This is a genomic window from Legionella dresdenensis, from assembly GCF_042649825.1.
GTDB classification, from domain to species: Bacteria; Pseudomonadota; Gammaproteobacteria; order Legionellales; family Legionellaceae; genus Legionella_C; species Legionella_C dresdenensis.
In genome coordinates this window covers 56541-83109 of the sequence record NZ_JBHSAB010000019.1, presented here as the reverse complement: position 1 = coordinate 83109, position 26569 = coordinate 56541, and the positions used below count along the sequence as shown (strand labels likewise).

The following is a 26569-nucleotide window of genomic DNA, read 5'->3' as shown; positions in this document are numbered from 1 at the left end:
TGGTTAGCCATGCAAGATTTTGTTAATAAAAAAATTGTTCTTGGGATCTGCGGCGGTATTGCTGCTTACAAGTCTGCCTATCTGGTACGTGAGTTGACTCGATTAGGCGCTGAAGTCAGAGTGGTCATGACGAAATCGGCTCAGGAATTTATTACGCCCTTAACTTTGCAGGCATTGAGCGGAAACGATGTGCGTTGCGAATCGTTTGATCGGCAGGCAGAGCGGGCAATGGGGCATATTGAACTTGCCCGTTGGGCTGATTATCTGGTGATTGCGCCGGCTACGGCAAACATGATGGCAAAAATGGCCCACGGTCTGGCTGATGATTTATTATCTACCTTATATCTGGTCAGTGAAACACCAGTGATTGTCTGTCCGGCAATGAATCGAAGCATGTGGCAACATCCTGCAACGCAAGCCAATAGCGAAACGCTCAGGCAAAATGGCGTTTTAATCGTTGGGCCCGAACAGGGTTCCCAAGCCTGTGGCGAAGAGGGCTTTGGCCGTTTGAGCGAAGCGGCAGCTATCCTTAATGCGTTGCGCCTGTTTGATATTCAGAACAGCTTGCAGGGGCAGCAGGTATTGATCACCGCAGGCCCCACTCGCGAGGCCATTGATCCGGTGCGCTATATTACTAACCACAGTTCAGGCAAAATGGGTTATGCCTTAGCGGAGGCTGCCCGGGTCGCTGGCGCCCAAGTCACTTTAATCAGCGGCGCTTCTGCCCTGCCGATTCCTGAAGGCATAACTTTCTGCCGCGTCAGCTCTAGCCGGGAAATGTATCAACAAGTGATGTCTCGCCTGCAGCAGGATATGATCGTCATCGGCTGCGCTGCGGTTGCAGATTATACGCCGGTTGCAGCGTCAACCAGTAAAATCAAAAAAGAAGGTACGGAAACAGTTGAACTCCAGTTAACAGTAAATCCTGATATTATTGCCGCAGTGGCTGAATCAGGAAAAGCGAAATATGTCGTGGGTTTTGCTGCCGAAACCGAAAACGTGGTGAATTACGCTGAAAAAAAATTGCATGCCAAAAAACTTGATATGGTAATAGCCAACCAGGTTGGCAGCGGCATGGGATTCGATATGGACTATAATAAAGTTATTATCTTAACCAAAGAAGGACAAACCGTTCTGCCAATGAACAATAAAGTACGTCTGGCAGGTCAAATTATTGCAATTATTGGTGCAACTATTCAAAATTGCGCAACCTGGTCACGATGAGATTGGCATGAAACAAAAAATTCAACTTAAAATTTTAAATTCACGTATTGGGAAAGATATTGCTTTGCCGGCTTATGCAACGGATGGATCAGCAGGGCTTGACTTGCGGGTCTGCATTGATGAGCCGTTGCAGATTGCACCGGGCGAAACAGTATTGCTGCCTACCGGTTTAGCGATTTATATTGCGGATCCTAATCTGGCGGCAGTGATATTGCCGCGTTCCGGCCTTGGACATAAGCACGGTATTGTATTGGGTAATCTGGTGGGATTGATTGATTCTGATTATCAGGGCGAATTGAAAATTTCCTGCTGGAACCGTAATGTTGAGCATTTTACAATTAACCCCGGCGAACGGATTGCGCAACTGGTATTTATTCCGGTGGTTCAGGCGGCGTTTGAGCTTGTTGACTCATTTAGTGAGACTGAACGCGGCGAAGGTGGTTTTGGCAGTTCAGGGAGAGAATAATGTCTTTTCAAATCGTAGCGGTCAAGAAAGAAATATTCCGCGCATATGATATTCGCGGTATTGTTGGCGAACAGATTGATGAAAACTGTTTTTACACAATTGGAAAGGCTATCAGTTACCAATTAAGCCAGTTAAACCGGAAGCAGATATTTCTTGCCCGTGATGGCCGTCTGTCAAGCAAGTCGTTGACGGCGGCGCTCAGACAAGGGCTTCTTGATAGTGGAATTGACGTAACCGATATTGGCGAAGCGGCCACGCCGGTTATGTATTACGCTACGTTTGAACATGGCATAGACAGCGGTCTGATGGTGACCGGCAGCCATAATCCTGGTAATTATAACGGCATTAAAATGATTCTGGCGGGCAAGACGCTGGTTCAAAGCGATATTGATAAGCTATATCACATTATTCAGGCTGGAACCTTCCAGCAAGGCCAAGGACAAATGAACCGGCTTGATATCCTGAATGATTATATGAACCGGCTAGTGCGTGATATCAAACTTGAACGGCCGCTGAAAGTGGTTATCGACTGCGGAAACGGTATCGCAGGACCGGTTGCGCCTGAAATATTTCGTCGCCTGGGTTGTCAGGTTATTCCGTTATTTTGCGAAGTCGATGGCCGTTTCCCCAATCACCATCCTGATCCGACCGTTGAGTCAAATCTGATTGATCTGAAAGCGGCGGTTGCAGAACATCAGGCTGATATTGGCCTGGGGTTTGACGGCGATGCGGATCGTCTGGGAGTTGTAACCAACACCGGTAAAGTGATCTGGCCTGACCGGTTAATGATGTTTTACGCCCTGGATATACTTAAACGTAATCCCGGAGCCACAATTGTTTATGATGTAAAATGTTCTTCACATCTGGCTGCTGTGATTAAAAATGCGGGTGGTCAGGCCTCCATGTGTCCGACAGGCCACTCCATTGTCAAAGCAGTCATGAAAGATTTAAATGCCGTACTAGCAGGCGAAATGAGCGGCCATCTGTTCTTTAAAGACGGCTGGTATGGTTTTGATGATGCCATGTACAGTGCTTGCCGTTTGCTGGAATTAATCAGCAAAAGCCATCAAACTGTTGAGCAACAGTTTGATGCGATTCCTGACAGCGTTAATACGCCCGAAATCAAAATCACTATTGACGAAACCCGGAAATTTCATTTTATGCAGCTTTTTAGCGAACTGGCGCAATTTGACGAGGCGAGCATCATCCGCATTGATGGTTTACGGGTTGAATTTGAACAAGGGTGGGGGCTGGTTCGGGCCTCAAATACGACACCATGCCTGGTAGCCCGCTTTGAGGCGAGCGATCAGGAGAATCTTGCCGACATTCAAAACCGGTTTAAAAACCAATTGTTGAAAGTCGACAATACACTGGATATCCCGTTTTAGGCATAACCCATGCTGAGAGGCTTGTCATCTGCCATCTCGGCAGCTGGCGACAAGCGTAGTGCAGTTCTAACGGATTTCTGGATGTTTTCATCTTGTTGATTACCAAGAGATTGTTGTATTGTGTTGATAACATTTTTGAGATCGTCAGATAGATCTTTTGACAGCATATAACGGGCTTTGCGCAGGAGAGTGTCTGCCAGAAGGCGCATGCGTCTCAAATCGCCATGGTTCACGCAATCATTAAGAAATCCAAGTGCCCGATTAATGTTGCCGATAGCATAATTTGATGGGGCACGGTTATTTTCCGTATCCTGTTTTACTAAAATTTTGGCATACAGGCAGCGAGCGGCATCACAGTCGGTAACATGCTGCAAGGTGTGATGCAGATCATGCGCTTTGAGACGGGCCTGATAGCTTGTTTCGCAACTTACTATGGCTGAAGACCAATGCTTTTGTCTGTAATGTCTGGCGGCGTCATCATAGCTGTTTTGGCCCAGCGCCCTAAACCGGCTGGCCAGCGTTTCCAGCCGTTGATTATCAAATTGATGCGCTTGCCGGTGTCTGTGATAAATCTCATAGGCTTCATTATAAGACTGAGCATTGTTTTTGGTGCAAAGCATGTTAAATACAGACACAGGGCTGCTATCCGCAATACGCTTATCAAGTTCATAAGCTAAAGAGGGATTGGACTCCAGATAATATTGAGCCATCAGCAGACTGGCACATGGGGTATTACGGGCAGCTTGCAAAAGCTCATTCGCCGGAAATTTTTCCAGGTATTGTCTGGCGATGCTAATATCATTGTTTGAAACCCGGTAAATCAGCTCCAATGCAGCAGAATATTTCTTGTGTGCCAAGTGATAGTCTAAAAAGAAGAGTTCATAGCGTATTGGGCATTCAGGATCGAACTGAAGCGCAAGGCCAAGATATTGTTTAATTAATTCTTGCTGCGAAAAATAGCTTGATAAAGGAATATTTTTTGCTTTTTCAACATAATAATCTGCCATGCTGCGTGCAAAAAAACTGTTCGGTAATACTTTTATTGAAAAAAGGGTTGGCAGACTGTGCTCTGAACGTTGTCGAATATCTTGCACAACAGCTAATGACTGGGGATCAAGTAAAATCGCTTCTTTCCAGCAATTATAAACAACTAATCGGCTGCCGAAATTGTAATCGAGGTTAATAGGAGGAATGCCAAGCTTCTTATAGTGCATTCTGGCGTAATTGATCAGATTTTGCTGCAATTGCCCTGAGAGAAAATTGTCCCGAGGGTTACGTAACAAGTCGAGATAGCTCGTGGGTAAATGATTACTTTCTACTCGCGGGTAGTCTTGCAGGTAACCAAAATAGGCATACTTACGCAAGGTTAGCTGAGTTAATACATTGTGGCAGCGATTGGTAAATCCCAATAATCCTCTGACATATTCATACGCAAAGCGAATAATCCCTACTGCTTTAATCGAATACCCGTTGGTGTATGCAAATTTGCCAAAACTATTTAATTCCCGCCATACTGCCAGATACTGTTCCTTTGTATGCTGGAATAAAATCATGTCCGGGTAAAAACCACTAAACTTTCGATGTTGCAGAGGAATGCGGTTGATTATATCCTGATTTACAAAATGCATAACTTAATTATCCTTAATCTTTTTTACAGCAAGTAACCTGACTGCGAGAGCATGACCATCCTGTTGCCGCGCAATCACTTGCTCATCAAATTCAATAGCCAGATTGTTCTGTTTACACAGGTTATTTAAATAATCCGGATGGTGGCTGAATCGAGCGCTTTCCTGTAATTTCCAAGGGTAATTATCGCTTATTTCTGTACTGAAAATAAAGTATTTTCCATTATTTAAATGCTGTTTTATTTCAGCAAACAATTGCTCAAGGTTTCCAATATAAGGCAGTACATCAGCAGCAATAATCAGATCATAAGTTTGATGGTACTGATTGAAAAAATCAAAAATATCAGCTTCAATCAGCTCATCGTAAATTTGTTTGGAGCGAGCCTGATCAAGCATTTTTTTTGCAATATCAACCCCAATAAGCTGATTTGAAATATCACGTAATACCTGACCAGTTAACCCGGTACCACAACCTAAATCGAGCGTTAAGCCGCTCTGTCCAGGGTTTAGTTCATCTAAAACTTTTACAAGATGATTGGGGAGTTTGTATTGCAGTTGATCGCGCATATGTTGATCATAATGCAGGGCATAATTGTTAAAGAGATTAGCCGCATATTCCGGACTGGTTTCTACGCCTTCAGTGTTATGGCTAATTGCATTCAGCATGTGGCGGCTTGATTGATCAGCCGGGTTAACCGCCACGGCCTGTTCCAGCAATTTTTTTGCTTTCACCCGATCTTGCAGGCGCAGATAAACCGCAGCCAGATTATTTAAAGCGGAAAAGTGGCCGGGATCGACTGTTAGCAGATGCTCAAAGAGGCTGATTGCTTCGTTCAAGTGGCCAAGCGCCATTTGGGCAACGCCGCTATTATACAGATATTCAATATTATCGGGATCATTCTGTAGCAGGACATCATAATGCATTAGGGCGTTTTCAAAGCGATCATGGTGTATGAAGGTCGCTGCCAGATTATTCCTGGCTTCGATGCTGTCATTATTGATAGCCAACGCTTTACTGAAATAGTCAATAGCCAGCTGATTTTGTTCTTTTTTGAGCGCTATGACGCCAAGGTTAATCAAGGCTTCAACATGGTTATTGTCTTGCGTAATTATTTGCTGGAATGCCTGTTCGGCCTGTTCAGGCTGATTATCGGCAAGTTCAAGCAGACCAAGGTAAAACAGGGCATCAATCTGACCTGGCTGCAGTTCAAGCACATTTTTAAACTGAATTTTTGCGGGTTCAAGCTGATTATTTTTAAGCAGTAACAGACCGAGGTTGTGATGAGCGGCAGTAAAATCAGGCGCAGCATGAACCGCTTCCCGATAATGATGAAGAGCCTGCTGATATAATCCCTGGCGAGCATAAAGCGCGGCCAGATTATTATGGGCCTGGGCGTATGTCGGTTCAAGTGCAAGCGCTTTCAGGTACTGCTCGATTGCCAGTTCTGGCTGATTATTGTTTTTATATGCATTAGCCAGATTATTATATAAAGCCGGATCCTCAGGCGTAAGCCTGATTGCCTGTTGAAAATAATTAATGGCCTCAGACAGGTTGCCAAGCTGGGCATGAATTAGAGCAAGTAAATGATAGGCGGGAGAGCAGTGCTCATTTTGAGCAATAACTGCCTCACAAAGCGTGATTGCCTGGGTAAAATCGCCTTGTTGCTGCAGCGCATAGGCTTGGGTTAATAATTCATTTTCTGCCATACTGATTTCTTACCATTGTAATATGCGGTATTCCTTCCAATTGATATAATTCACCCTGAATAATAAAGCCAAAATTTTCATAAAATTTCTGTAAATAATGCTGGGCGGAAATGGTAATTGGCTGGGGAGGATAATGGGTTTCTATATATTCCAGCACAGTCTGTACTATCAGCCTGCCCAATCCTTTTTTTCGATGTTGCGGTGCGGTAAGCACCCGACCAAAATTAAGGCCTTTTTTTTCATCAATAAGGATACGGGCATAGGCAGCCAGTTGCTCATCAGCATAGATTAAAACATGGATGGCGTTTTTATCGTGATAATCAGGATCCTGGTAGACACATTCTTGCCCCAAAACGAAAACTTCGCTTCGTAAGGCGAGAATATCATATAAGGTATCACAATCGAGTTCGCTAAAGGCCTTAATAACGGTTTTCATAACTGCACCAATTGTTGTTGCAATTGCTTCAATGCGTTAGCACGATGGCTTATGGCATTCTTGGTTTTAGCTGGTAATTGAGCAGCTGTACATCCCTGAGCCGGGATATAAAAGACTGGATCATAGCCAAAGCCATATTCGCCGGCAAGTTCGGTACTGATAATGCCATCCAATTGCCCGCAGGCAATTAGAGGTACGGGATCTTCTGCGTGCCTGACCAGGGCAATCGCGCAATAAAAATAAGCTGAGCGCTGATTGCCGGGAAAAGGTTCAAGCCGGGTCAGCAAATGTTTGATGTTATCGTTATCGCTTGCTCCCGAGCCCGCATAACGTGCTGAGTAGATGCCGGGTTCGCCGCCTAAAGCTGCAACAACTAATCCTGAGTCATCAGCAAGCGCGGGTTTTCCGCTTAGCCGGCTGGCATGCCGTGCCTTGATTAAGGCATTTTCGATAAAGCTTAAACCGGTTTCTTCTGCGCTTTCTATGTCCAGACTGCTTTGACTGATACAGGTTAGCGGCGACAGAATAGCTTTCAGCTCAGCAATTTTGCCGGCATTGCTGGTTGCTAATATGATTTCATTCATGCGGATATCCTGTTGTTTTTACCACATTACCACGAACTGAAGCCATATTAAAATAATTTTTTACTCTATTTGGTTTTTATATGAGGTATGTGATGAAAAAATGTAATAGAGCAATATAAGTTGCTTTAAATTTATTTGTATAAAAATTAATCTATGTGGTATAATTGTTGTTAATTAAATTAATTTTTAATCTTTGTGAGGTTAAAATGCCAGGTACTATACCTACAGTAGTTCCATATGCTCCTAAAAAAATAAAACGCGATACCGAGTTTACCTTTACTATTGCCTGTAAACCAAACAGTAATCCTCTCCAGAATCATACCTTTGTTTTTGTCGGATTTAAAAATGATGAGGGTAATTATGAATTATTAGGTAGTTGGGGGAAGCTGACTAATCACGAAAAATATAATTTTAACGATTTTCTCCTCTCGGAAACAGACGCATATATACGTAATGAACCTACATTCTATAAAAACGATAAAGAAACTCCTTTCGAAATGGATGTTGAATACATTTCTTATGGGATGACATATGAGCAATTAATAGGGTTCTATCAATATTTGAAACAATTAGAAAGCTCTTCTTCAAACCCTGAGTTGACAAACTCAAAGAAGGAGAAGGTAAAAATACATTATCAGGCCTTTATCCCTAATCCCATTACCCCGCAAACGGGCGATACGATAGAGTTTGTCTGGGATTATACTATGCGTTTGAAAGAAGGAGAAACGGCAGCTATTTCTGAAGAAGATGCCGCGAGCCATTTCAGAGTCGGAAGAATAAATACTTGTCGCGACGAAGCCTGCGTCTTGGCAAAGCAGGCGCTGCAGACTGATGATTTAGGTGTTGGTGTACCTAAAAACTTCATGAAGCAATTGCCGCTTAAAGCAAAAATATCCGGGGGGATGATCTTAAATAATCCGCATCCTTTTCTAGCGCTGCCGCTTCCTCCGAAATCATTTCCCGATATGGATAAGAGCTCTATGAAAATTGTAGAACAGCTCTATAAGAGAATGAACCGTATGATTCTTATTGCGCAGGAAAACCCCATAACCTATGAAAAATTTAATAAATATAAAGAACTGTATAATCAAATCACCCGGGATCAAAAAGCCGATTTGATAGTGATTAAAGAGATTATGAGCAGTTTTTTATCGAGTAATAAAGCATTAATCTCAACCCACCGCGGATTTCATTTCTGGGGACAGAAAACAGCCAGCGAAAAAATGTTTGATAATATATTAAAGACTGATCCCAAACCTTCTCTAAAATAATATCAAACCTTGAATCAGGCCTATATTCAAATAACGTGGCTGTAAAGCCTATATCCGTCAGGCCAAGCTCTACTGCCTACTGTTATTCCCGCGAAGGCGGGAATCCATTTCTCAAGTTGGCTCCTTACCTTGTTTGATGGATGGATCCCCGCCTTCGCGGGGACGGAAAATGAGCGATTTGATTATTTTGCATTCATTCAGACTTTCCCAAATGATTTAGTCAACAAAGCCGCCTTCTTGCGGATGAGGCTTAAAAATTATCTACCATTACCTAACAAAGGCGTTCTTTCAGAAGGTGATCCTTCATTTTGTTTCTTAAAAAGACCACCGATTTTAGAAGGGTAACTTTCTTGTTCAGCAGGAGGAGGGGGCAGTTCATTTTGTTTCTTAAAAAAAACACCGATTTTAGAAAGATAACTTTCTTGTTCAGCAGGAGGAGGAGGCAGTTCATTTTGTTTCTTAAAAAAACCAACGATTTTAGAAAGATAACCTTCTTGTTCAGCTGGAGGAGGGAGCAATTCATTGGGGTTGTAGTTCTGAATAGCTTTGTTTGTTTTTGGGAGATATTCCTCAATCGCACTAACAAGAACATTGCCGGAGAAATGAATAAGATATTCGTCCTCCTTCTTTTCAACCTGTATTTGTATCTGGTTTTTAAACTCAGCCGCCATTTGGATTTCGCGCGAAAAAATCCCATAAATTGGCTCAGGCATGGGTAATACAGGAGGAATAATCTCTTCTTGCTCAGCTTGTTCAATGAGTTTTCGGCTATAGCTTAATGTTTGTTCAAAAGTATTTTCAATCAATGACATGCCAATACCTGGTGGAAATACTATGATGTGCCAGCGAGAATTATCTACGGCAAGGGAATGTTTTTGAGATGGACTTGCAAACTCATAAGTTTGTGTGTCGAGTGAAATATCCTCATACTTAACAAGTAAATCCAAAAAAATTTTGCTGTAATTTTCTATTGTATGGCGTATTTCGTCCAGTGACTGATTTGGCTGTAACTCAACCCGGTTTAGTTCTGGAATTCGAAGTGAGTTTAACAGCTTCTGTAGCTTCGTTACTTGCATAGCAGGGGGGAGACTTTCAATTTCTTGTTGCTTCGCCATTATTCGTTCGTATACGGCGCGATAATTTTCATACTTACATTGAAGCTCTTCTCTTTCAACGCTGAATTTTTTTTGTCCTACTTCACTTATACAAATATGAATTTTGTATCCCTTGAATATTTGCGAGTTAAAATAAGCAATTAAATTGTTAAATTGTTTTTTAAAATTATTAACTTGAATCCGATTATTAAAAAATGCGCCTTGCGCTAAAGTAAATACACCATTGCCGCTTAAGCTCTGAATTGTAAGTAATTTTAATGTTACTGCTTCTTGACCTTCTATATCGACTTGTTCTAAATGGTTATTATCGCCACGTTTTAATTGAAGCGGCGTCTTAAAATATTGTTTGTTATCTCCATAAGCGCTTAAACGCATTGAAAAAGGATGATCAAATCTTAATTGTAAATAAAAAAGATTTTCTTTTTCAAAAGTTTGATAAGCAATAGGAAAGGGTTCGGCAGCACAATACTTGGATTCAGTAGAAAAGGCTTGTACTTGTTTAAGCAGAGGACCTGCATTTATTTCTTCATCATCATTGTGTAATAAATTCGCCTTCGTCATTTCTTGCTCAGAAAATGCTTTTTTATTGGTTGAATCAGCATCAAAAGAATAAATGACAGTATTTTCTTTCAACCATTTCGCCGATACAGTAGCTATATAATAAGGCACAATTTGCACTCCCAGTATTAAAAATATCTTATTGTAACATTTTTAATCATAAGATGGTAATTTTTTTATCAAATAGGAGGCGATTAAATGGTCAGATTTTTAGGCTTGAAGCGACCAGCCTGCAAGCTCGCATTTTCGGTTTTCTTGGGTATAATCGGTATACACTATCATCATTTATTCCAATTATTATGTCCATTACCCTTGATAACATTAAAAAATTTTTAGCTGAACGAGCTCCCCTGGAACGGAGTGAAGCGATACCGCTTAATCATACTGAACTGGTCTGGCAAATCACTGCCGATGAGTACAATGAAGAGCTGGCGCTCTTAAAAGACCTGGTTGAGCAGACGCCTGATATTGAAGAGTTCCTGGCGCAATTTAAACAACAATGCCAGCAACGTGCAGGACAAATAGCTAATTCTCATTTGAGTTTTATTGATTATCCGGAGAGTCCAGCCAATCAGCTGTACTGGAATCTGGCCAGATCAGCCGGGCTTGGTGAAACGCTGGGGCAATTGTTAGTCCTGATGTTGCCGGCTGAAACTAAAATTCTGGACGTAAAATTGGCAGAACAAGACGGTGAGGATACGCTGGATTCGCAGGAAATAATGCTTGCTGATGCCGTAGAGCAGGGTGCCTTGGCTGAAGAACCTGAGCTTGAGAGTTTGCATCATTTTATTCCCGATGGCACACTGCTTTTTGATGCTCGTACCGTTGCTGAATTCAATTTTACGCAGCATCAGTTATTACGGCCAAATTTAGCCGGTTATGGTGAACAACTGAGCGCTAAGTTCTATTGTCATAATGAATTTCTGGAAATACTATACGGGCATTTGCAAGCAGCCAATCGGGGTTTGGAGCTGAAGGCGCTTTTGCAGTGGTTTTTAGAGAATGCAGGGGATCTGAAGAATTTCCATTTTTATCTCGATGATTTACCGGAAGAAGTCAGAGAAGAAATGTTTGCTTTAAGCGAGGAGGATGAATCCGCGCGTACCTTTTATGACGCGCTATTACTACTCGAGGAGGGGAATGCTGAAGAAGCGCAGCAAATTATGGAAGCGGTAGCCAGGAATCCGGCCAACCAGGAATTTCTATGTTCGATACCGGAAATGGTTGATCATGAGGGCATCAGGCAGCTTTATAGCGGGATAAAATTGTCAACCCGTGGCACTCACGATGTTTATAACAAATTTGATGACAGCCGCTTTGAAAAATGCCTGGCGCATGTTGTAATTAATGATGTTCCAGGCCTAATTGAGTTACTGAGAAACGCAGCTCCGAGTTTTTATGAAACACTGCTTAAATTTATTACCATTGATGCTGATGATAATTTTTTCCACGAGTTGATTAATGCGATTGGCGATGAGTTGCCTCCCCAGCATCAACAATGCCTGATTGATGCCTTGACACTACATCAGGAAAAATTCCCTGCGTTTGAGCAGTTGATACTTGAGGCAAGCGAGATCGAATCAGCTGTTGATCCGGAAAAGGAAGCGCTCAGCGAGATTATTGATACGTTGATTTGCTCTATAGAATATGGAAAAGGTTCACGCTGGACCAGCGGTAAAGGTTCGGACAAAGTGGAAAAGCTGAGCAGTTTAAAAAATAACATTGCGGCCAAGGAAACAGATGCTATTATTGCGGAGCTTGCCACTATTTGCCAGATGCGCCGAAACCCGCTCCACTTCTGGGCTGCGCCAGACAGCGCTTTTGAATTGGAACTGTTACTTACGGCAAAGGGACTTGTACGCAGCGACAACACAGTAACCGCCTCTGTGTAGGTTGGGTCGTTTGACCCAACAGGAATTTACCCGGGAGCTCAAAGGCAGATTATGATTCAAATAGGATAATTTTGGGTCAAACGACCCAACCTACGGTCTTATTGATGGCTTGCGCTTGCACTGTTAGTTGGCGGTTTGAACTTTCCAACTTCAGCGTTAAAGTTAGTCAGTATGCAATGAAGCGTTTCATCATAGCCTTTTTGTCCCATCTGTGCACGGGGTGAAAACCGCTTTATGCCTTCTTGAATTTTGTATTGGATATCCGCAGTACTCATTTCTGGTTTGTTCACAGCCTTCTGAAGTTCTTTAATAAATTCACTGCGTTTAGCCTGCTCCGTTTTATAACCCAGACAACCTAATACGCAGGCCAGCTGTAAGCTCAATAAATCTCGCAGCCAAAAAGTGCCGGCTCGCTTACCAATATAATCATCAAGTTGTGTGCAATATTTTCTAGCTATACCCTCAAATGTCGATTCAGGAGCAGAGTTTGAAAAGAATAAAGGAGCATTAGCTGATGTACTTTTTTGAGCTTCTTTATAAGTCTGGAGAAAGCAGGTGTTACGTGAGGTATCAATTGGTTTTTCTGTAATTTCCGGCATGGCAGAGTCTAATACACCGCCCTTGACATAGCGATAACCTTTTTTATTCAGGAGGTTTTCATTTTTCAGGATAGATTCAACCTCTTCCTGAGAGTTAAATACGCTGTTTATTTTACCGGGAAATACGTAAATAACCCCATCTTTTTCAAAAGTAACCGCGCTGCGGAATTCTCTGTCTGTAACGATCTTGGCCAGAACATTGGTTTTATGGCCAACATATTTAAAACGCCCTTTCTGAAGTTCAGGCTGATTGGTCGTTTCGTTGGTAACGTATTTATCGGTCGTAAACTCACTCCAGAAGCTGGCCATATGTTGTTCCATAGGCCCTTTAAGTTCTCTCTCAACATATTGGTCGGTTATGGTGTCAGCCATGTGCTTGCGTGCTTGTTCAGGCGTGTCGAATGAGCCTCGGATGGTATGTTTTGCATGATAAAGAATATATTTATAATTTTTTTGCCCGTTTTCATTACTTGTGTCATCCACATAGGGCATTAAGCAGGGATACCAGCCATCCATAAGAGTGAAAGAAAAAGGTTTTTCTGCTTTTTGAGTATCTTCATATAATAAAACGGTACATACCTGATATCGGATATTCATATCAAAAGGTAAATCTTTTGGTAAGAGTGACTGATAGCTGGTCGCGTTAATTACATTATCGAATGACTGACTTGTTTCGCCATTATTAACAATCGTTTTATCGCCTTGCCGTTTAATTTCTTTGGCCTGGTAATTATAAACAATTTTAACGCCTGCCTCTTCCAGGCGCTTTTTCATATTTTCCCGTAAGCCTGCTCCCACTTGAATACTGGGCTCATGAACACTATGGGTTGAGTCTTTCTGGATATTATGATACTTCTTGGGGTCAAGATGAACGGGTTTGCATTCTGGCGCTTCTTTGCAAACTTTTTTAAATTCTTCAACCCCTACTTTGGGAGGTTTTTTATCGTAATCCAGCGTGCCTAATCCATAGATGGAAGACTCGTGGGGAACAACCAAATCGGGATAAGTTTTCTCAAACTCTTTCTGCCCATGCAAACAGCTTTTTCGTGTCTCCTCTGATCTTGGATAGTGAGGCCCAACATGCAATCTTACGCCGAAATTCCCCGATAATTCTGAGAAAATATCAGAATTTTTCTCAAAAATGGTCACTTCGTAGCCTTGTTTAGCCAGGGATAAGGCAAGATGGCAACCATACCAGCCGCCGCCAATAATGGCGATTTTCTTATTACTAGCAGCTTGGGCTTCATTTGTTTTCCAAACCATGTTGTGCTCCTTGGAGATCATCAGCCGAACTTGTATGGATAGTCAGCTAATTAACAACGGGTATATTGAATTCTAGTGTTTGAGCCTATAAGAATCAACATAGCCTGTTATTGAACTATTAAATACTTTAATTTTGCATTATATGAACACAATTGTCAATATTAAATCAATTGTTGCGTGGAATTATAAGTGATTGTTTCTAGAAAAAGATTTTTTTATGGCGGTTGGGTCAGTCCGACCCAACAAGATTTAATTACGATACAATACCAATATAGATTTCAACCTGGCCTGCACTGGTATAGGCTTCAAAATCACTGATAAAACTACGTTGGTAGTGCAGATTGGATGCAAAAAATTCCCAGATTTGCTTCCAGGCAGTAACTACGGCTTCTGGCATTGCGCCTGTGCCTTTAAAAACCAGGTAATTACCGTGAGCTATGGTAATCCGGCTAAAACCAGCTTGCTCACTGCTTTCCGATACACCGACAGTCAACGTATAAAAACCGTTTACATCTGATTCATAATCAGAATATACCCCATAGACACATGGGGCATTAGCTATGATGCTGGTGTTGAATTTTTGCCACAGTGACGGAATTTTTGCGGTTTCAGGATTAAATTCATCGCTGTTTTTCGTTCTGACGCTAAAACCTGCAACTGTAAACTGGCTAATATGACACACTATGGGTTCTATCGCTGACATCTTAATGCTCCTGATTTCCCTGGGCTACTACACGCAGCCGGTTATTATCCGGATCAAGCGCCACAAAGGTATAGCCATAAGGTAAAACTACAGGCTCCTGCGCAAAACATATGTTTTTACGCTTCCAATCTGAAAACAACGAATCAACTTCGCTGTCAGTGGTTACAGTAAATGCCAGTTCATAGCCGCCAAAGCCATTAATCTCAGGTTGTAGTGTATTTTTATCCTTTAAGCCGATTAACATTCCATTTGATAATTTGAATGTGATGAAAGCGGGGGAAAGAACTTCTGGACTGATGCCCAGTAAATCCTGATAAAATTGGCTGCTGATAGAAATATTGCTTACATAAACAATCACTGCACATGGTTCAAACATCATTGAATCTCCCTGGTTAGTAAATATTAGGCAACACTATCCTAAGGAGCAGGTGTGACAGTTTTTGTCAGTAGTCACTGTTCAGGGATGTTATGTAATTCACGCCATTGCTTTAAAAGCGCCTGACGCCGCTTATCAAATCGTGTTTCTGTCAGTGTAAGGTTAATAATCCGGTCCGTACGAAAATGCCTGAAATCCTGCCTTAATTCACACCAGGCCGCAATCATCCGGGTATCCTCAAAAAAACCAAGCGCTAACGGCCAGAGGAGGCGTTGTGATTGTTCTTCCTTGGCATCGATATAGTTAACCAAGATCTTGTATTCCTTGCGAATGGCATGACGGATGAGCGCCTCATGTTCTATAGTCCTCTGCGCAATTTTTGTTGGGCCTACCAGTAAACCGGAGGATTCAAGCTGATGTTTGAGATCCGCGGGAAGTACTGCCGATATCTTGGCTAATGCGCTGGCTGCTGCGAGCCTGAGCTTATTATCTGTTCTTTTTGCCACCCAGCGTGAGCCGAGCACCAACGCTTCAATTTCTTCTTCAGAAAACATTAAAGGCGGCAGCATAAATCCTGGCCGCAATACATATCCAAGACCTGGTTCACCTTCAATATCGGCACCTTGCGATTGCAGCGTAGCAATATCACGGTAAACCGTGCGCAGGCTGACGTGTAATTTTTCCGCTAGTGATTTACCACTAACAGGATAACGGTGCTGGCGTAATAATTGAATTAGATCCAAAAGGCGTTGCGTACGTGACAAAAGTATTTCCGGTAAGCTCAATGCTGCTATATTTTGGCAGTATCAAAATAAAATTTCCAGCAATGGCGAAGAAATCCAGCGCAAGCTGCATAATATTTTCTTAATTTATTTCAACTATAATAAAAAGAATTCAACTTAATCAGAGTCATATCATGGTAAAAGAATTTAATCCGCAACTCAATAATGAGGTTTTTCGGGGGCTTGGTTCTATCCAGATAACAGTCGATGAAACTATGCCTTTCTTTGAATTCAGGTTTAGTTTTTCTGCCACGGCCTCTCCTGAGGAGCGGGATAATATAAAAAAATTCCTGCAGGGGGCTGCCGATCAAGAGAATATAGCCAAATCAAAAGATTACGTGGTGGTTCACGTTGCCAGTATTGAAGAATTTAGCCGTGTTTTTAGTTTATTAAATGAGCGTAAAGTCTTCAATAAAGATGATAATAAAGACGAGGAACTGTCTTTATTAGCTCAGTTTGTTCTGGCTGCCGAGCTGGACAAACGTCCGGTTAACTTCGCTAACATAATGCAATGCCTCAATCAAGGGGCATCGATAAATACTCAAGGTGCAGAAAGTGGCTGGACAGTAGCACATGCGTTAGCGGCATACGGTTCCCTTGAAGATTTCAGACGTGTCCAAAGAGTCCGTAATCTCGACAAGATTGATTGGACGCTTAAGACAACAAAGAGCAGCGCTCTTGCATTTTCTCGTGCTAGAAGCGCTGATAAAGTTATTAAATTAATAGAAATGGGAGCGTTGGATAAAAAAAATTCAAAACATAATAAACTAATTGAAAAATTGATAACGGGAAAACTTATTTCTGTTGATATACACACTGAAACCGGATGGAATCTCGCCCATTATGCAGCAAAATCTGGCGACGATGAGCTGATGGATATCTTAATTTCAAATAAAATTGATATCAATAAAAAAACAAATAACAGCGGTAGAACTCCCATTGGCTCTGCTACCACCAAAACTGTCATAAAGAAGTTACTTGAAGCAGGGTCCGATTTATGGCAGGACACCAATGAACTGGATAAAAAAGGAACCCCGAAAAAAGTTTATCAGAGCATTCTTGAAAGAAAAATCGTTACTGCAGCTGAACTGCTTGAGATGATTAAGGGTACTCCTGCTGAAAATCCGGAAGTAAAGGCAGCGTTGGAAAAACTGGTGCCCGCTCCTGCCGCCCAGGCGGGTGTTAAGCCTGCTGCGGTAAATGCGCCTCCTGCAGCAGAGAGCAGACCTGTAGAACTTGCTAGTGATGGAAACAGATTACCTGCCAAAGATTTGAATTCTAAGAAACTACTTCAACCGCAAGAACGCCTGCAAGCTGAATTAGATAAAAAGTCAAAAGCTAATCCCGATGTCATTCTGGATCTGCTAAACAAGGATAATGTGGATATAGCCACAGTTGGTACAACAGGATGGACAGTTGCCCATGTGGCCGCATACCACGATAATAAAAAGCTGTTTGACAAAATTCCAGCGAATTCATCAATCCTTAACGCCAAAACGAAAAACAGCGAAATGACGCCGATTTGTTTAACCGGCGATACCGAATTGGTTCGAAAATTTATTGAGCGGGGTGCTGATTTAACTGCCGATGTTAAAGGGCCTGACGGTAAAAATTTAAAAGTATACCAATATATTACTGCAACAAAACCTAAATGCACACCTGAAACTGCCTTTGATGCGCTCTGGGCGGCAAAAAAACTGGATAGAACAGCGCTTGAGTTTCTGATAACGCGCGGCGTTGATCTTTTGCAACCTCAGGACAAACCGCGTTATCAGATTGCTATCGATAGTAAACTGATTACAGCAAGTGAACTAATAAAATTATTGCTGCAAAATCAAAATCCTCGTTATAACGATACCAGATATAAAACCATAAAAGCCATATACGATACGAACCCTACGCTCGCTCCTCAAGATCAGAAAGGAGAGGTGCTGCTCGCAGTTGCCAGAAACGACATGAAATTTTTAGAAAGGCTTCAAAGACGGGCCAAAGCAAACAACAGTACCATTTTAGACGCTAGAAACAACAAAAACCAGGGACCGCTATTTTCTGCTAAAAACCTGCCTGTTATTCAATATTTATTGGAAATCGGTGCAGATCTTAAACAAACAGATAATGAAGGTCGAAAAGCGCTAGACTCGCTTCTGACTTCTACACCGTATGATACTGTTGAAAAACTTCGTGATCTGTTATTTGAGGTTGATAGCAAAAGAACAACTTCGAGCCAGGAGGCGGACGCGGCGCTTCGTCAGCAACTGTCTGATTTGGCGGAAACTAAAAGTCAAAATGGCCAAAAAACAGAAATTTTGACGCAATGGCTGGGTGAAGCAAATAATGCCCGGAAAGCAATAAAATTGATAGAGGCTGGAGCAGATTACACTGCAGGATCTTCCAGAGAACCTCTTTATTCTAAACTTCAAAACCTACATCACGTGCCAGATATGAGGGATAGAAAAGAAATAAGATCATTCATTAAACAAAGAGAGATGGATAAAACATTTAACAGCCAACAACCAGAACAATTCGATATTCAAGTGTATAAAGACCTGGCTGACAATTCTACGCAGCAGGTTTTAGCTGCGTTATTTTGCCATGTACAGCAACAGGTTAATCATCTCCAAACCAGCAAGATTAAAGACGGAAAAGCGGACAAAATGAATTTATACCGGCAACTGCTGGTTGATTTGCATGGCGCATTAAAAACATTAAAAGCATCCGTTGAAGAGCCAAGGCTGGCGGCTAATTTTATTAATCGCACAGCAACGATATCACACCACCGTCGCCGGAGAACACGGGATCGCTTTTTTGGCCTGGGGCTTATTGAAGCTCAATCCTGGACTGAGTATAAGGCAATGGTTGATATTTTACGGCCTAAGATCCATAACGACCATTTGGATAAAGTGTTGAAAGATAGTAAAGAAGCCATTTCCTCTTGTATTATTAACAAAGATGGCAGAACTATTCAGGTCCAGGGTTACGAAGATTATCGTAAAGAGAATTTGCCGCCAAAGCCGTAAAACACTATACTTTGTCAAGTGGCCTGGGTGCATCCGCACTCAGACCGCCATTCTCTGCTAAGGGTTAATCCTGATATCTTCTAAGTGCTTCAATGTGCCATGGCCTGATTTGGGGCTAAACATACCACGCTGAACTCTAAAAAATTTACCTAAATTTGAAGATTTATCTAAACAATCAGCTCTCACTTGTTTCTTTATCTCTACTGGTAAGGTTTTTATGTGTTTTACAACCTCTTCTTTAAATACCGCAAGTGCCTTGAATTGTGAGGGAGCAATAAATTGTTGTGTTTGCAATAAGGATATTATGAGCTGAGCGTCAGCTTTGTTTTCAAGGATAGTTTGTATTTTGTTTCCCTGCATTATTTCAGTCGGGGGGAGCGTTTTAAGAAAACTAAACGGGTCGTTAATGTTATCAGGATTATACGTCTCCAGATTAGCGTCAGTAGCATTATGATAACTCCATTTACCAGGATGGCGAATGGAGCTATAGACTCCAATTTGCCTATCAGTTGGAAAAATGCCTCCTGGCCGGATTTTTGCCCGTAGTAAATTATCTTCTATTTCTTCCAAGGTATTTTGGCATTCCTTCTCAACCCCTGGCAACATATAGAGAGTAAATTGCATCCCCTCATAAAATCTTAAACTATTTGTTACCTTTTGTTTTCCCAAATCTATTAAACGCTCATAGATATTTTTAGTATGCGCAAATAAACTTTCTCTATTTAAGGTGTATTGGTAAAAAAAGCTCATTAATTTGATAAGATAATTTTGTACAAAAGAAATTAATCGCCATTTGCTAGATGTGGATGTTCCTAATTGTTGATATCGCCGTTGAAAAGTGTTTTTTAAAAGTCTTATATCTTGAGAGTCGGCGTTCTGTAAAAATTGGTTATACTCTTCAACCAGCCTGTTTAGCCTTTCCTGCCTGCCATTTTTAAATTTTTCTATTGCATTAAGATTAGCTACTTTAAAATGGATATCTTCTTTATAAAGGAAGGGGAGAATTATTTCCCAGGCTTTGTCCATATCTTCTGGATGAATGCTAAGACGCGCCTTCCAATTTCTGCTGATTTTTCTTTGTGAGCTTCTTTGTAATCGCAAGGAACTAAAATGTATAAAATACGATATGTCAGCAGAAGGCCTGGTTATGAAATATTTTTTATGAAATTCATTTTCAGGAGGCAATGTGTACTCGGGAGCGATTAGGTCAGTGTATTTCATTAGAGGCTACATCAAAAAATAACTTGAGCAATTCTAACAGGTTGATCAAAATAATTACAATATATTTAAATACGTAATCTCCTCGTATAGCATTTGAGTAGTTTATGCAGCGAAGCGAAATCAAGGCTTCAATCGCGCGTTCAGGCACTGATGCCTTGCAAGTTCAGAGCGGGTAATCCCTTTCCTTTAAAGGCTTTTTGCAAACACGCATGAAGTCATCCTGACGCTCCCAGATGCCATCCCTGGCATCTGAGGGTTTGCAAAAAGCCTTTAAAGGAAAGGGATTACTGGAGAATTTGTCATCCCTGCGGAGAATGTTTTAGTAGTTTGCTCAGGCTGGTTAGGGAAAAAACCGCCTGAAAACCGTCTCTTTGACTCTGCCAGTGCAATGGTCGGTGCCGTTGCGGACGTTACTGCTGTCGCCGGTGTAAAAAATTGTCCATGACGGGAATGTTTACAATTATAAGTCGCCGGTTCAACGATGCTGCCATCCAATTTCAAAATAGCAGGAGGAATTTTTCGGTTTAGCCAAAATGAAATGCCATAATGCCAATTTAACAGTGAGCCTGCGGCGACAGCTCCATCTGTTTTAAAGAAAATAAATGGAACATTATTAAATGTACTTACCCCATTATTATAACTGACATTGGCAACCGTTAACTGACGGTGCCAATCTGCCTGTGAAATGAGTGGATTAACGGGATGGAAGTCCTTTAAACAGGGTTCGTCAGGTCGCCAGAATAATGGGTTTTGTATTGGCATACCATGCGACATAAAAGCCAGATAATTTCTGTAGTTTTGAGCGCTTAGCGCATAGGTCAGATTAAATGCTAATCCATAATCATCTTGCAATGCTTCAATCTGTTTAAGCAGGGGTTTAATCCTTGCGTTGTCTCTGCATAAAAGGGATTGAACTTCAAAAGAGGGTTGTAACTCGGCATCAAACAAATGGAGTTGTTCAGCTGTAAAACCAGCCTCACTGACGGTTTCAGTGATACGGTTAAGGCAGAATAATTTACTTCCTTGCCGGACAAGAACATAAGGCGAAGAAAAAGACATGTTCTGCAAGCTTTCCAGCGGGCTTGTTTCTGAGAGCTTGACTATATCAAGCAACCTTGTATGAAATAATCCGGCATAAAAGCTGACTCTTGTGTCGGGAGCAAGATCTTCCAGTGCGATTACACCATATCCGACAACATCATTAACTTTGATAATGGCTAATTTTTGTCGGTTTGTTTGCACTTCATTAATCCAAGCCAGCAATTGTTGTTGATCAATTTCTGGAAGTGGAGGAGTTTGGGGAAATTTCTCATCTTCAGGAACCCAAACAGTTTCTGCCCAATGAAATGATTGTCCTGTGCGTTTTTGCAGCTCATCAAGTGATATTTTTTCAACCATCAAACCACCGCTGGGCTGCCGAAAGGCAAAATTCACGGTTTCTGGGGGCGGAATCTCAATAATGGGTTTTAATTTGAGTTTTAAGCCTGCTTCAAACAACATCATATCACCTATGATTTAAATATAACCATTTTGCGGACAAGAATAACATAAATTATTTTTGTTGAGTATTATTTGTTCTTTTGGGGTTGGATTTAGACTTGATGATGGCTGGACGACTTTCAAAATTGTCCGGTACAAAGCGCTCGCAAAAGGGCATTAGTAAAATTAATAAAACCTTAATATTAAATGAGTATACTGATCTGATATTTAGAGCCATATGGGGTAAGGCATGCCTGGCAGCCGGAAATCACAATGGAATGAAATTATAGGTCCTGTCACTTATAAAGTTCAGGAATGGGAAAATGTTTTTGATAAAGTAGATCCTGATAAATGTACTTGGGAGTCTATTTTTGTTATGTCCAAATTCGGTTATCAATCTGATGTTTTTTTTGCTCAACTTGACGGGGTATTGCACGAAAGAAGCAGGAAATTTCGATCAAATGCACCAAAACCCTATCTTATTTTATTTCAACCCAAAGATTATCAAGCGTATGAACGTCAATTAACTAAAAGATGGTTTGAAAGCTGTTTATCGGTTCAGGCAGGTGATTTTCCTGATGCATTTTTTAATGAGGTAAAACGTGGTAATGTGTACTTTCATGTTATGAAAGTAGGCGAACAGCCATCAAAATCTATTTTAACCATGAGTACTTATAGGGCAAATAAGATAGATCCAGGCCTTGCAAGATTTAGGGCAAATCAAGCGCAAAGTTTTAATATAAACTCTACAAACCCTCATGAAATTAAAGAAAATTCAGATAAATATTGGCTAGGTAAAGCTGCTTTTTTCTCCTGCACACCCTCTATGACGCTTGGCAGTATCTCTTTGCCTGATAACCCGGTTATGAGAGTTCCATGTTATGCCGCTATTGCAGCATTATTTTTACTAACCTTACCTTTTTGCGCTTTGCTTACTTTAATTACTATACCTGTTGCCCTGTTTCATGATTTCTTTGTTTTCGCTAATAACGCTATTTGTACTGGACAAGAAAGAGCGGCAACAGCTTAATCAGTCCCCTATGCGGATTTTATGATAATTAGTAGTGTTGGGGCGAAACGTCCCAACATTTTATTGGCGTATCAGACGGTGATTTTTCTGGTCAATATTTGCATTTTTTGTTGCGCGGCACGGGTTAATATCCAAACCGCCGCGTCTGGTATAACGACCGGTGACAGTTAAAAATTCTGGCTTACAATGATTCATAATATCGACAAAAATGCGCTCAATACATTGCTCATGAAATTCATTGTGATTGCGATAGGATACCAGATACTTCAACAAACCTTCGCGGTTAATTTTTTTTCCTTTATACGCGATTTGCACACTTCCCCAATCGGGCTGATTAGTAACCAGGCAATTTGATTTTAACAGATCAGAATATAATACTTCCTCTACTATTTCATCTTCAATGCTCAAAAAAGCAGGCTCAACCAGATAAACTGAACATTCGATATCAAGATGATCAATGCATTCGCCGCTGACTGCCTGTGCTGCCGCAAAGTTCCTGGTTTGTTCCAGGGGATAAATTTTAATAAAAACCGGTGCTTCAACCCGCTCTGACAAGTCTTTTTTTACAATATTTTCCAACTCTTCAACGGATTTTATTCGGGTATTATTAAAGGAATTAAAATAAAGTTTTAATGATTTGGATTCGATTAATTTGGGCGAATTACAATCGTAATAAATTTCTCCAATTCCCACCATCGGCTTTCCTTTTTCATTCAGCCATGAAACTTCATAATGATTCCAACAGTCATAACCAATGAAAGGCAGATGATCCGGATCAACTCCGATTTCCTGACGTTTGCCCATTCTGGAAAGAGGATAAAGCCTATCAGGATTATAAGTAGAATCATAATCCGATTTTTTACCTAACTCGGATTCATTTGCTGATTGGTGTTTTTTTAATACAAAATCACTCATGGTATTTAACTCCCCTATTCCATAATAACGATTGTACACGATCTCACAATGAAAACCTTAATAGAATAAACTAAGAAAATTAAAGTCAAGACTTACATTTAATTATTTATCTGATAAAATTCAGTTCCGAGAAGTTCTTTTCTAAATCCACTGCCTGTGGATAAGTTTTTTATCCAATCCATTTTATTTGTTGCCTGTTATGGGAAATTACCCTTAAATCCAAGCCAGCAAAGGCGATTTACAAGGTTCAGTTGGTTATTACCACCTCGAATTATCCACATTTTCTGTGGATAACACTGTGTATAGCCTTTAGATATCTCAGGATTAGGGCGGGTTTTGATTGGATGGCTGATCACTGTTCAAGGTGCTTCTGGAATTAGTAGTTTATTAAACCATCGATTTAGCGCTGGCAGGATGGATACAAGTTAAGGTAAAATAGATCTATTTTAGGGCATATATTTCGCTAGTTGGTTTAATTATGATAATAGTCAAAACACCGGAACAAATTGAAAAAATGCGAATAGCAGGGCGTTTGACTGCGCAGGTCTTGGAAGCGGTAACTGAATTTATTAAACCGGGTTTAACAACCATGGAAGTTAATGATTTTTGCGAGCGTTATATTGTCGATACGTTAAACGCAATTCCAGGCAGCAAAGGTCAATATAATTATCCTTATGCCGTGAATACTTCGCTTAACCATGTTATTTGTCATGGCATGCCTTCAGCAACTCAGGTATTAAAAAAAGGCGACATTATTAATGTTGATGTCACGGTTATTAAAGATGGCTATTACGGCGACAGCAGTAAAATGTTTTGCATAGGCGAAACACCGGCTCATGCCCAGCGTCTGGTTAAAGTAACGCAAGAATGCTTGTATAAAGGGATTTTGGCAGTTAAACCCAAAGCAACCTTAGGAGATATTGGCCACGCTATCCAGCAGCATGCCGAAAAAAATCATTATTCAGTAGTACGTGAATACTGCGGCCACGGTATTGGGCAAAAAATGCATGAAGACCCTCAGGTTATGCATTATGGCAAACCAGGTACGGGCGCCGTTTTGGAAGAGGGCATGACCTTTACTATTGAACCTATGATCAATCAGGGCAAAGCTACTGTTAAACACATTGAAAAGGATGGCTGGCCTATCGCGCTGACTAAAGATCGCATGCTTTCCGCACAATGGGAACACACCTTATTAGTCACCAAAACCGGAGTCGAAATTTTAACATTAAGGGAAGAGGAAAAAGGATTGCTGGAATCTCTTAAAGATTGATGCACGTTGGGTCGTCCAGACCCAACCAGGCTATTAAGTCAATAAGTAAGTTTCTTCACGGCGCAAGGTTAAAATTTCGAACCCGGTTTCAGTGACTAATACGGTATGCTCCCATTGCGCGGATAAACTATGGTCTTTGGTAATAACCGTCCATTGATCCCGTAAAAGCCTGGTATGCTGTTTCCCAAGGTTAATAATTGGCTCAATGGTAAAAGTCATTCCTGCTTCAAGAGTCATGCCTGTGTTTGGAATACCATAATGCAGGATTTGGGGTTCCTCATGAAAATCTCTACCAATACCATGACCACAATAATCACGTACTACCGAAAAGCTATGTCTTTCTGCATGCTTTTGGATAGCATAGCCCAGATCGCCTAAGCGAATGCCCGGTTTAACTAATAAAATTGCTTTGTAAAGACATTCCTGAGTTACCCGCACCAATTCCTCAGCTTGTGAAGAAGGTGTGCCAATAAAAAACATTTTGCTGGTATCGCCATGATAGCCATCTTTTAGCACCGTGACATCTATATTGATGATATCGCCATCTTTTAATGCCTCATCGTCAGGGATGCCATGACAGGCAACATGATTTACTGATGTGCAAATTGATTTCGGAAAGCCATTGTAATTAAGCGGTGCCGGTATTGCATGTTGTTGGTTAATAATGAAATTATGGCAAAGGGTATTTAATTCATCCGTTGTTATTCCGGCCCGGACATATGGCTCAATCATTTCCAAAACCTGCGCTGCAAGTTGGCCGGCAATACGCATTTTTCCAATTTCTTCCGCTGACTTAATAGTAACTGCCATACTTCATACCTCGCAATGCCGCAGATCCGTGAATAAGATAGCAAGCTACAATGCAGTTTTAATTATCACTAACTTCAATCCCGTTCATCTCGCACCATTCAAGGGCAAATTTTTTATATTGATCGTCTCGATATTTGTACCAACCATCAGCAATTCCAAGAAAATTAACCGTATCTTTAAACCTTCTGAATGCACCTTTGCCGCTTAACGCGATGAAAAGTTTATCCTGATTGTGTTTGTCTGTTATTGAATTAGCAAAATTCTCCATTATTCGATATTCATTAACCTCTTCTTGTAAGGGCAGTGCAATAAAATTTGAGTCATCCTCCAGGTAGGCTTTTGCTATCGCGATATTTTCTTCCATCCATCCCGGGTAATCATCATTGCCATCTTCCGCATAAGATAATTCCTCATCAGATATGACACAAACTTCATTTGTTCGCTTATCAATAAAGGAACTGCTTTCATCAAATTGAAACTCAAGCGCATTAATAATATCGGATAGTTTTACTTTATTCATATCTTATAACCACCTAGAATTGAACGTTTGCCAGATAAATACTTAGTATATACATTTAAAGTATTTTTTCATATGGTTAGGCAGGCGCCAGAAGATAAGAGCTTTGTTGAATAAATCATTTGGGAAAGTTTGATTGTATGTAAAATAATCAAGCCGGCCATTTGTCATCCCCGCGAAGGCGGGGATCCATCCATCAAACAAAGTTAGGAGCTAACTTGAGACATGGATTCCCGCCTTCGCGGGAATGACAGTACTATTTATACAACAAAGCCGAAGATAAGTGGAAGGAGTGAACATGACTGCTTTAGCACACAA

22 protein-coding genes are annotated in these 26569 nt (G+C 41.1%); 8 read left to right on the top strand and 14 right to left on the bottom strand.

The window, feature by feature from the left end:
• The first annotated feature begins 9 nt into the window (after positions 1-9).
• The 3 genes from coaBC to ACFORL_RS08320 are packed head-to-tail and all read left to right on the top strand — an operon-like array spanning position 10 to position 3078.
• Positions 10-1224, top strand: a complete 1215-nt coding sequence (gene coaBC, locus ACFORL_RS08330) for a bifunctional phosphopantothenoylcysteine decarboxylase/phosphopantothenate--cysteine ligase CoaBC (RefSeq protein WP_382342960.1) — start codon at positions 10-12, stop codon at positions 1222-1224.
• A gap of 7 nt (positions 1225-1231) precedes the next feature.
• Positions 1232-1690, top strand: a complete 459-nt coding sequence (gene dut / locus ACFORL_RS08325; protein WP_382342958.1) for a dUTP diphosphatase — start codon at positions 1232-1234, stop codon at positions 1688-1690.
• Positions 1690-3078 carry a phosphomannomutase/phosphoglucomutase gene (locus ACFORL_RS08320; RefSeq protein ID WP_382342956.1) on the top strand — a complete coding sequence of 463 codons (1389 nt, stop codon included), beginning with the start codon at positions 1690-1692 and terminating at the stop codon, positions 3076-3078. The genes dut and ACFORL_RS08320 overlap by 1 nt, the downstream gene beginning before the upstream one ends.
• Here the strand turns inward: ACFORL_RS08320 and ACFORL_RS08315 are convergent.
• From ACFORL_RS08315 to rdgB, 4 genes are read right to left on the bottom strand one after another with little or no spacing between them, the layout of a single operon-like run.
• Positions 3075-4706, bottom strand: a complete 1632-nt coding sequence (locus ACFORL_RS08315) for a hypothetical protein (protein WP_382342954.1) — start codon at positions 4704-4706, stop codon at positions 3075-3077. The genes ACFORL_RS08320 and ACFORL_RS08315 overlap by 4 nt on opposite strands.
• Before the next feature lie 3 nt (positions 4707-4709).
• Entirely contained in the window at positions 4710-6410 is a 1701-nt protein-coding gene (locus tag ACFORL_RS08310; RefSeq protein WP_382342952.1) for a tetratricopeptide repeat protein, read from the bottom strand.
• Complete coding sequence (locus tag ACFORL_RS08305) at positions 6397-6846, bottom strand: GNAT family N-acetyltransferase (protein WP_382342950.1); 450 nt, start codon at positions 6844-6846, stop codon at positions 6397-6399. Before ACFORL_RS08305 ends, ACFORL_RS08310 begins: the two co-directional genes overlap by 14 nt.
• Positions 6843-7430: an RdgB/HAM1 family non-canonical purine NTP pyrophosphatase gene (gene rdgB, locus ACFORL_RS08300; protein ID WP_382342948.1), complete on the bottom strand. Its 588-nt coding sequence runs from the start codon at positions 7428-7430 to the stop codon at positions 6843-6845. The genes ACFORL_RS08305 and rdgB overlap by 4 nt, the downstream gene beginning before the upstream one ends.
• 206 nt (positions 7431-7636) lie before the next feature.
• Between rdgB and ACFORL_RS08295 the strand changes: the two genes are divergently transcribed.
• Positions 7637-8701, top strand: coding sequence for a hypothetical protein (locus tag ACFORL_RS08295; protein ID WP_382342946.1), 1065 nt, complete (start codon positions 7637-7639; stop codon positions 8699-8701).
• Between the two features lie 257 nt (positions 8702-8958).
• On the opposite strand, the gene ACFORL_RS08290 is transcribed toward ACFORL_RS08295, so the two are convergent.
• Positions 8959-10485, bottom strand: a complete 1527-nt coding sequence (locus ACFORL_RS08290; RefSeq protein ID WP_382342944.1) for a hypothetical protein — start codon at positions 10483-10485, stop codon at positions 8959-8961.
• 188 nt (positions 10486-10673) lie between these two features.
• Here ACFORL_RS08290 and ACFORL_RS08285 point away from each other — a divergent pair, with 188 nt between their 5' ends.
• A complete protein-coding gene (locus tag ACFORL_RS08285) occupies positions 10674-12266 on the top strand; it encodes a hypothetical protein (protein WP_382342942.1) in 1593 nt (530 codons plus the stop codon).
• Between the two features lie 98 nt (positions 12267-12364).
• On the opposite strand, the gene ACFORL_RS08280 is transcribed toward ACFORL_RS08285, so the two are convergent.
• From ACFORL_RS08280 to ACFORL_RS08265, 4 genes are all read right to left on the bottom strand, one after another.
• Entirely contained in the window at positions 12365-14128 is a 1764-nt protein-coding gene (locus ACFORL_RS08280; protein WP_382342940.1) for an FAD-dependent oxidoreductase, read from the bottom strand.
• Positions 14129-14381: 253 nt separating this feature from the next.
• Positions 14382-14831, bottom strand: coding sequence for a GyrI-like domain-containing protein (locus tag ACFORL_RS08275; protein WP_382342938.1), 450 nt, complete (start codon positions 14829-14831; stop codon positions 14382-14384).
• Between the two features lies 1 nt (position 14832).
• On the bottom strand, positions 14833-15210 hold the full coding sequence (locus ACFORL_RS08270; protein ID WP_382342936.1) for a VOC family protein: 378 nt from the start codon (positions 15208-15210) through the stop codon (positions 14833-14835).
• 71 nt (positions 15211-15281) lie between these two features.
• A complete protein-coding gene (locus ACFORL_RS08265) occupies positions 15282-15971 on the bottom strand; it encodes a helix-turn-helix transcriptional regulator (RefSeq protein WP_382342934.1) in 690 nt (229 codons plus the stop codon).
• A 152-nt stretch (positions 15972-16123) separates the two neighbouring features.
• Between ACFORL_RS08265 and ACFORL_RS08260 the strand changes: the two genes are divergently transcribed.
• On the top strand, positions 16124-19006 hold the full coding sequence (locus tag ACFORL_RS08260) for an ankyrin repeat domain-containing protein (RefSeq protein WP_382342932.1): 2883 nt from the start codon (positions 16124-16126) through the stop codon (positions 19004-19006).
• A 57-nt stretch (positions 19007-19063) separates the two neighbouring features.
• Here the strand turns inward: ACFORL_RS08260 and ACFORL_RS08255 are convergent, their stop codons facing one another.
• Together ACFORL_RS08255 and ACFORL_RS08250 are read right to left on the bottom strand one after the other, a co-directional pair.
• On the bottom strand, positions 19064-20227 hold the full coding sequence (locus tag ACFORL_RS08255; protein ID WP_382342930.1) for a hypothetical protein: 1164 nt from the start codon (positions 20225-20227) through the stop codon (positions 19064-19066).
• Positions 20228-20497: 270 nt separating this feature from the next.
• Positions 20498-21730 carry a hypothetical protein gene (locus tag ACFORL_RS08250; protein WP_382342928.1) on the bottom strand — a complete coding sequence of 411 codons (1233 nt, stop codon included), beginning with the start codon at positions 21728-21730 and terminating at the stop codon, positions 20498-20500.
• Positions 21731-21956: 226 nt separating this feature from the next.
• On the opposite strand from ACFORL_RS08250, the gene ACFORL_RS08245 reads away from it, so the two are divergent.
• Positions 21957-22736, top strand: coding sequence for a hypothetical protein (locus tag ACFORL_RS08245; protein WP_382342926.1), 780 nt, complete (start codon positions 21957-21959; stop codon positions 22734-22736).
• A 60-nt stretch (positions 22737-22796) separates the two neighbouring features.
• Here ACFORL_RS08245 and queF read toward each other — a convergent pair whose 3' ends face one another.
• The gene (gene queF, locus ACFORL_RS08240; protein WP_382342924.1) at positions 22797-23651 is read right to left on the bottom strand and encodes an NADPH-dependent 7-cyano-7-deazaguanine reductase QueF; all 855 of its coding nucleotides are present in this window, start codon (positions 23649-23651) and stop codon (positions 22797-22799) included.
• Between the two features lie 475 nt (positions 23652-24126).
• On the opposite strand from queF, the gene map (ACFORL_RS08235) reads away from it, so the two are divergent.
• Positions 24127-24924, top strand: a complete 798-nt coding sequence (gene map / locus ACFORL_RS08235; RefSeq protein WP_382342988.1) for a type I methionyl aminopeptidase — start codon at positions 24127-24129, stop codon at positions 24922-24924.
• Between the two features lie 33 nt (positions 24925-24957).
• Here the strand turns inward: map (ACFORL_RS08235) and map (ACFORL_RS08230) are convergent, their stop codons facing one another.
• Together map (ACFORL_RS08230) and ACFORL_RS08225 are read right to left on the bottom strand one after the other, a co-directional pair.
• Positions 24958-25734 carry a type I methionyl aminopeptidase gene (map, locus tag ACFORL_RS08230; RefSeq protein WP_382342922.1) on the bottom strand — a complete coding sequence of 259 codons (777 nt, stop codon included), beginning with the start codon at positions 25732-25734 and terminating at the stop codon, positions 24958-24960.
• A 58-nt stretch (positions 25735-25792) separates the two neighbouring features.
• Positions 25793-26254 (bottom strand): UPF0158 family protein, encoded by a 462-nt coding sequence (locus tag ACFORL_RS08225; protein WP_382342920.1) that lies wholly within the window; start codon positions 26252-26254, stop codon positions 25793-25795.
• Positions 26255-26569 lie beyond the last annotated feature (315 nt).

Bases quoted from the DNA above. Each gene is read 5' to 3' on its own strand.
- ACFORL_RS08275 (WP_382342938.1), bottom strand. From the start codon at position 14,831: ATGTCAGCGATAGAACCCATAGTGTGTCATATTAGCCAGTTTACAGTT.
- coaBC (WP_382342960.1), top strand. From the start codon at position 10: ATGCAAGATTTTGTTAATAAAAAAATTGTTCTTGGGATCTGCGGCGGT.
- queF (WP_382342924.1), bottom strand. From the start codon at position 23,651: ATGAGTGATTTTGTATTAAAAAAACACCAATCAGCAAATGAATCCGAG.
- ACFORL_RS08260 (WP_382342932.1), top strand. From the start codon at position 16,124: ATGGTAAAAGAATTTAATCCGCAACTCAATAATGAGGTTTTTCGGGGG.
- ACFORL_RS08310 (WP_382342952.1), bottom strand. From the start codon at position 6,410: ATGGCAGAAAATGAATTATTAACCCAAGCCTATGCGCTGCAGCAACAA.
- dut (WP_382342958.1), top strand. From the start codon at position 1,232: ATGAAACAAAAAATTCAACTTAAAATTTTAAATTCACGTATTGGGAAA.
- ACFORL_RS08250 (WP_382342928.1), bottom strand. From the start codon at position 21,730: ATGATGTTGTTTGAAGCAGGCTTAAAACTCAAATTAAAACCCATTATT.
- ACFORL_RS08270 (WP_382342936.1), bottom strand. From the start codon at position 15,210: ATGATGTTTGAACCATGTGCAGTGATTGTTTATGTAAGCAATATTTCT.
- ACFORL_RS08255 (WP_382342930.1), bottom strand. From the start codon at position 20,227: ATGAAATACACTGACCTAATCGCTCCCGAGTACACATTGCCTCCTGAA.
- ACFORL_RS08285 (WP_382342942.1), top strand. From the start codon at position 10,674: ATGTCCATTACCCTTGATAACATTAAAAAATTTTTAGCTGAACGAGCT.
- ACFORL_RS08315 (WP_382342954.1), bottom strand. From the start codon at position 4,706: ATGCATTTTGTAAATCAGGATATAATCAACCGCATTCCTCTGCAACAT.
- map (WP_382342922.1), bottom strand. From the start codon at position 25,734: ATGGCAGTTACTATTAAGTCAGCGGAAGAAATTGGAAAAATGCGTATT.
- ACFORL_RS08280 (WP_382342940.1), bottom strand. From the start codon at position 14,128: ATGGTTTGGAAAACAAATGAAGCCCAAGCTGCTAGTAATAAGAAAATC.
- ACFORL_RS08245 (WP_382342926.1), top strand. From the start codon at position 21,957: ATGCCTGGCAGCCGGAAATCACAATGGAATGAAATTATAGGTCCTGTC.
- ACFORL_RS08225 (WP_382342920.1), bottom strand. From the start codon at position 26,254: ATGAATAAAGTAAAACTATCCGATATTATTAATGCGCTTGAGTTTCAA.
- ACFORL_RS08305 (WP_382342950.1), bottom strand. From the start codon at position 6,846: ATGAAAACCGTTATTAAGGCCTTTAGCGAACTCGATTGTGATACCTTA.
- ACFORL_RS08295 (WP_382342946.1), top strand. From the start codon at position 7,637: ATGCCAGGTACTATACCTACAGTAGTTCCATATGCTCCTAAAAAAATA.
- rdgB (WP_382342948.1), bottom strand. From the start codon at position 7,430: ATGAATGAAATCATATTAGCAACCAGCAATGCCGGCAAAATTGCTGAG.
- ACFORL_RS08320 (WP_382342956.1), top strand. From the start codon at position 1,690: ATGTCTTTTCAAATCGTAGCGGTCAAGAAAGAAATATTCCGCGCATAT.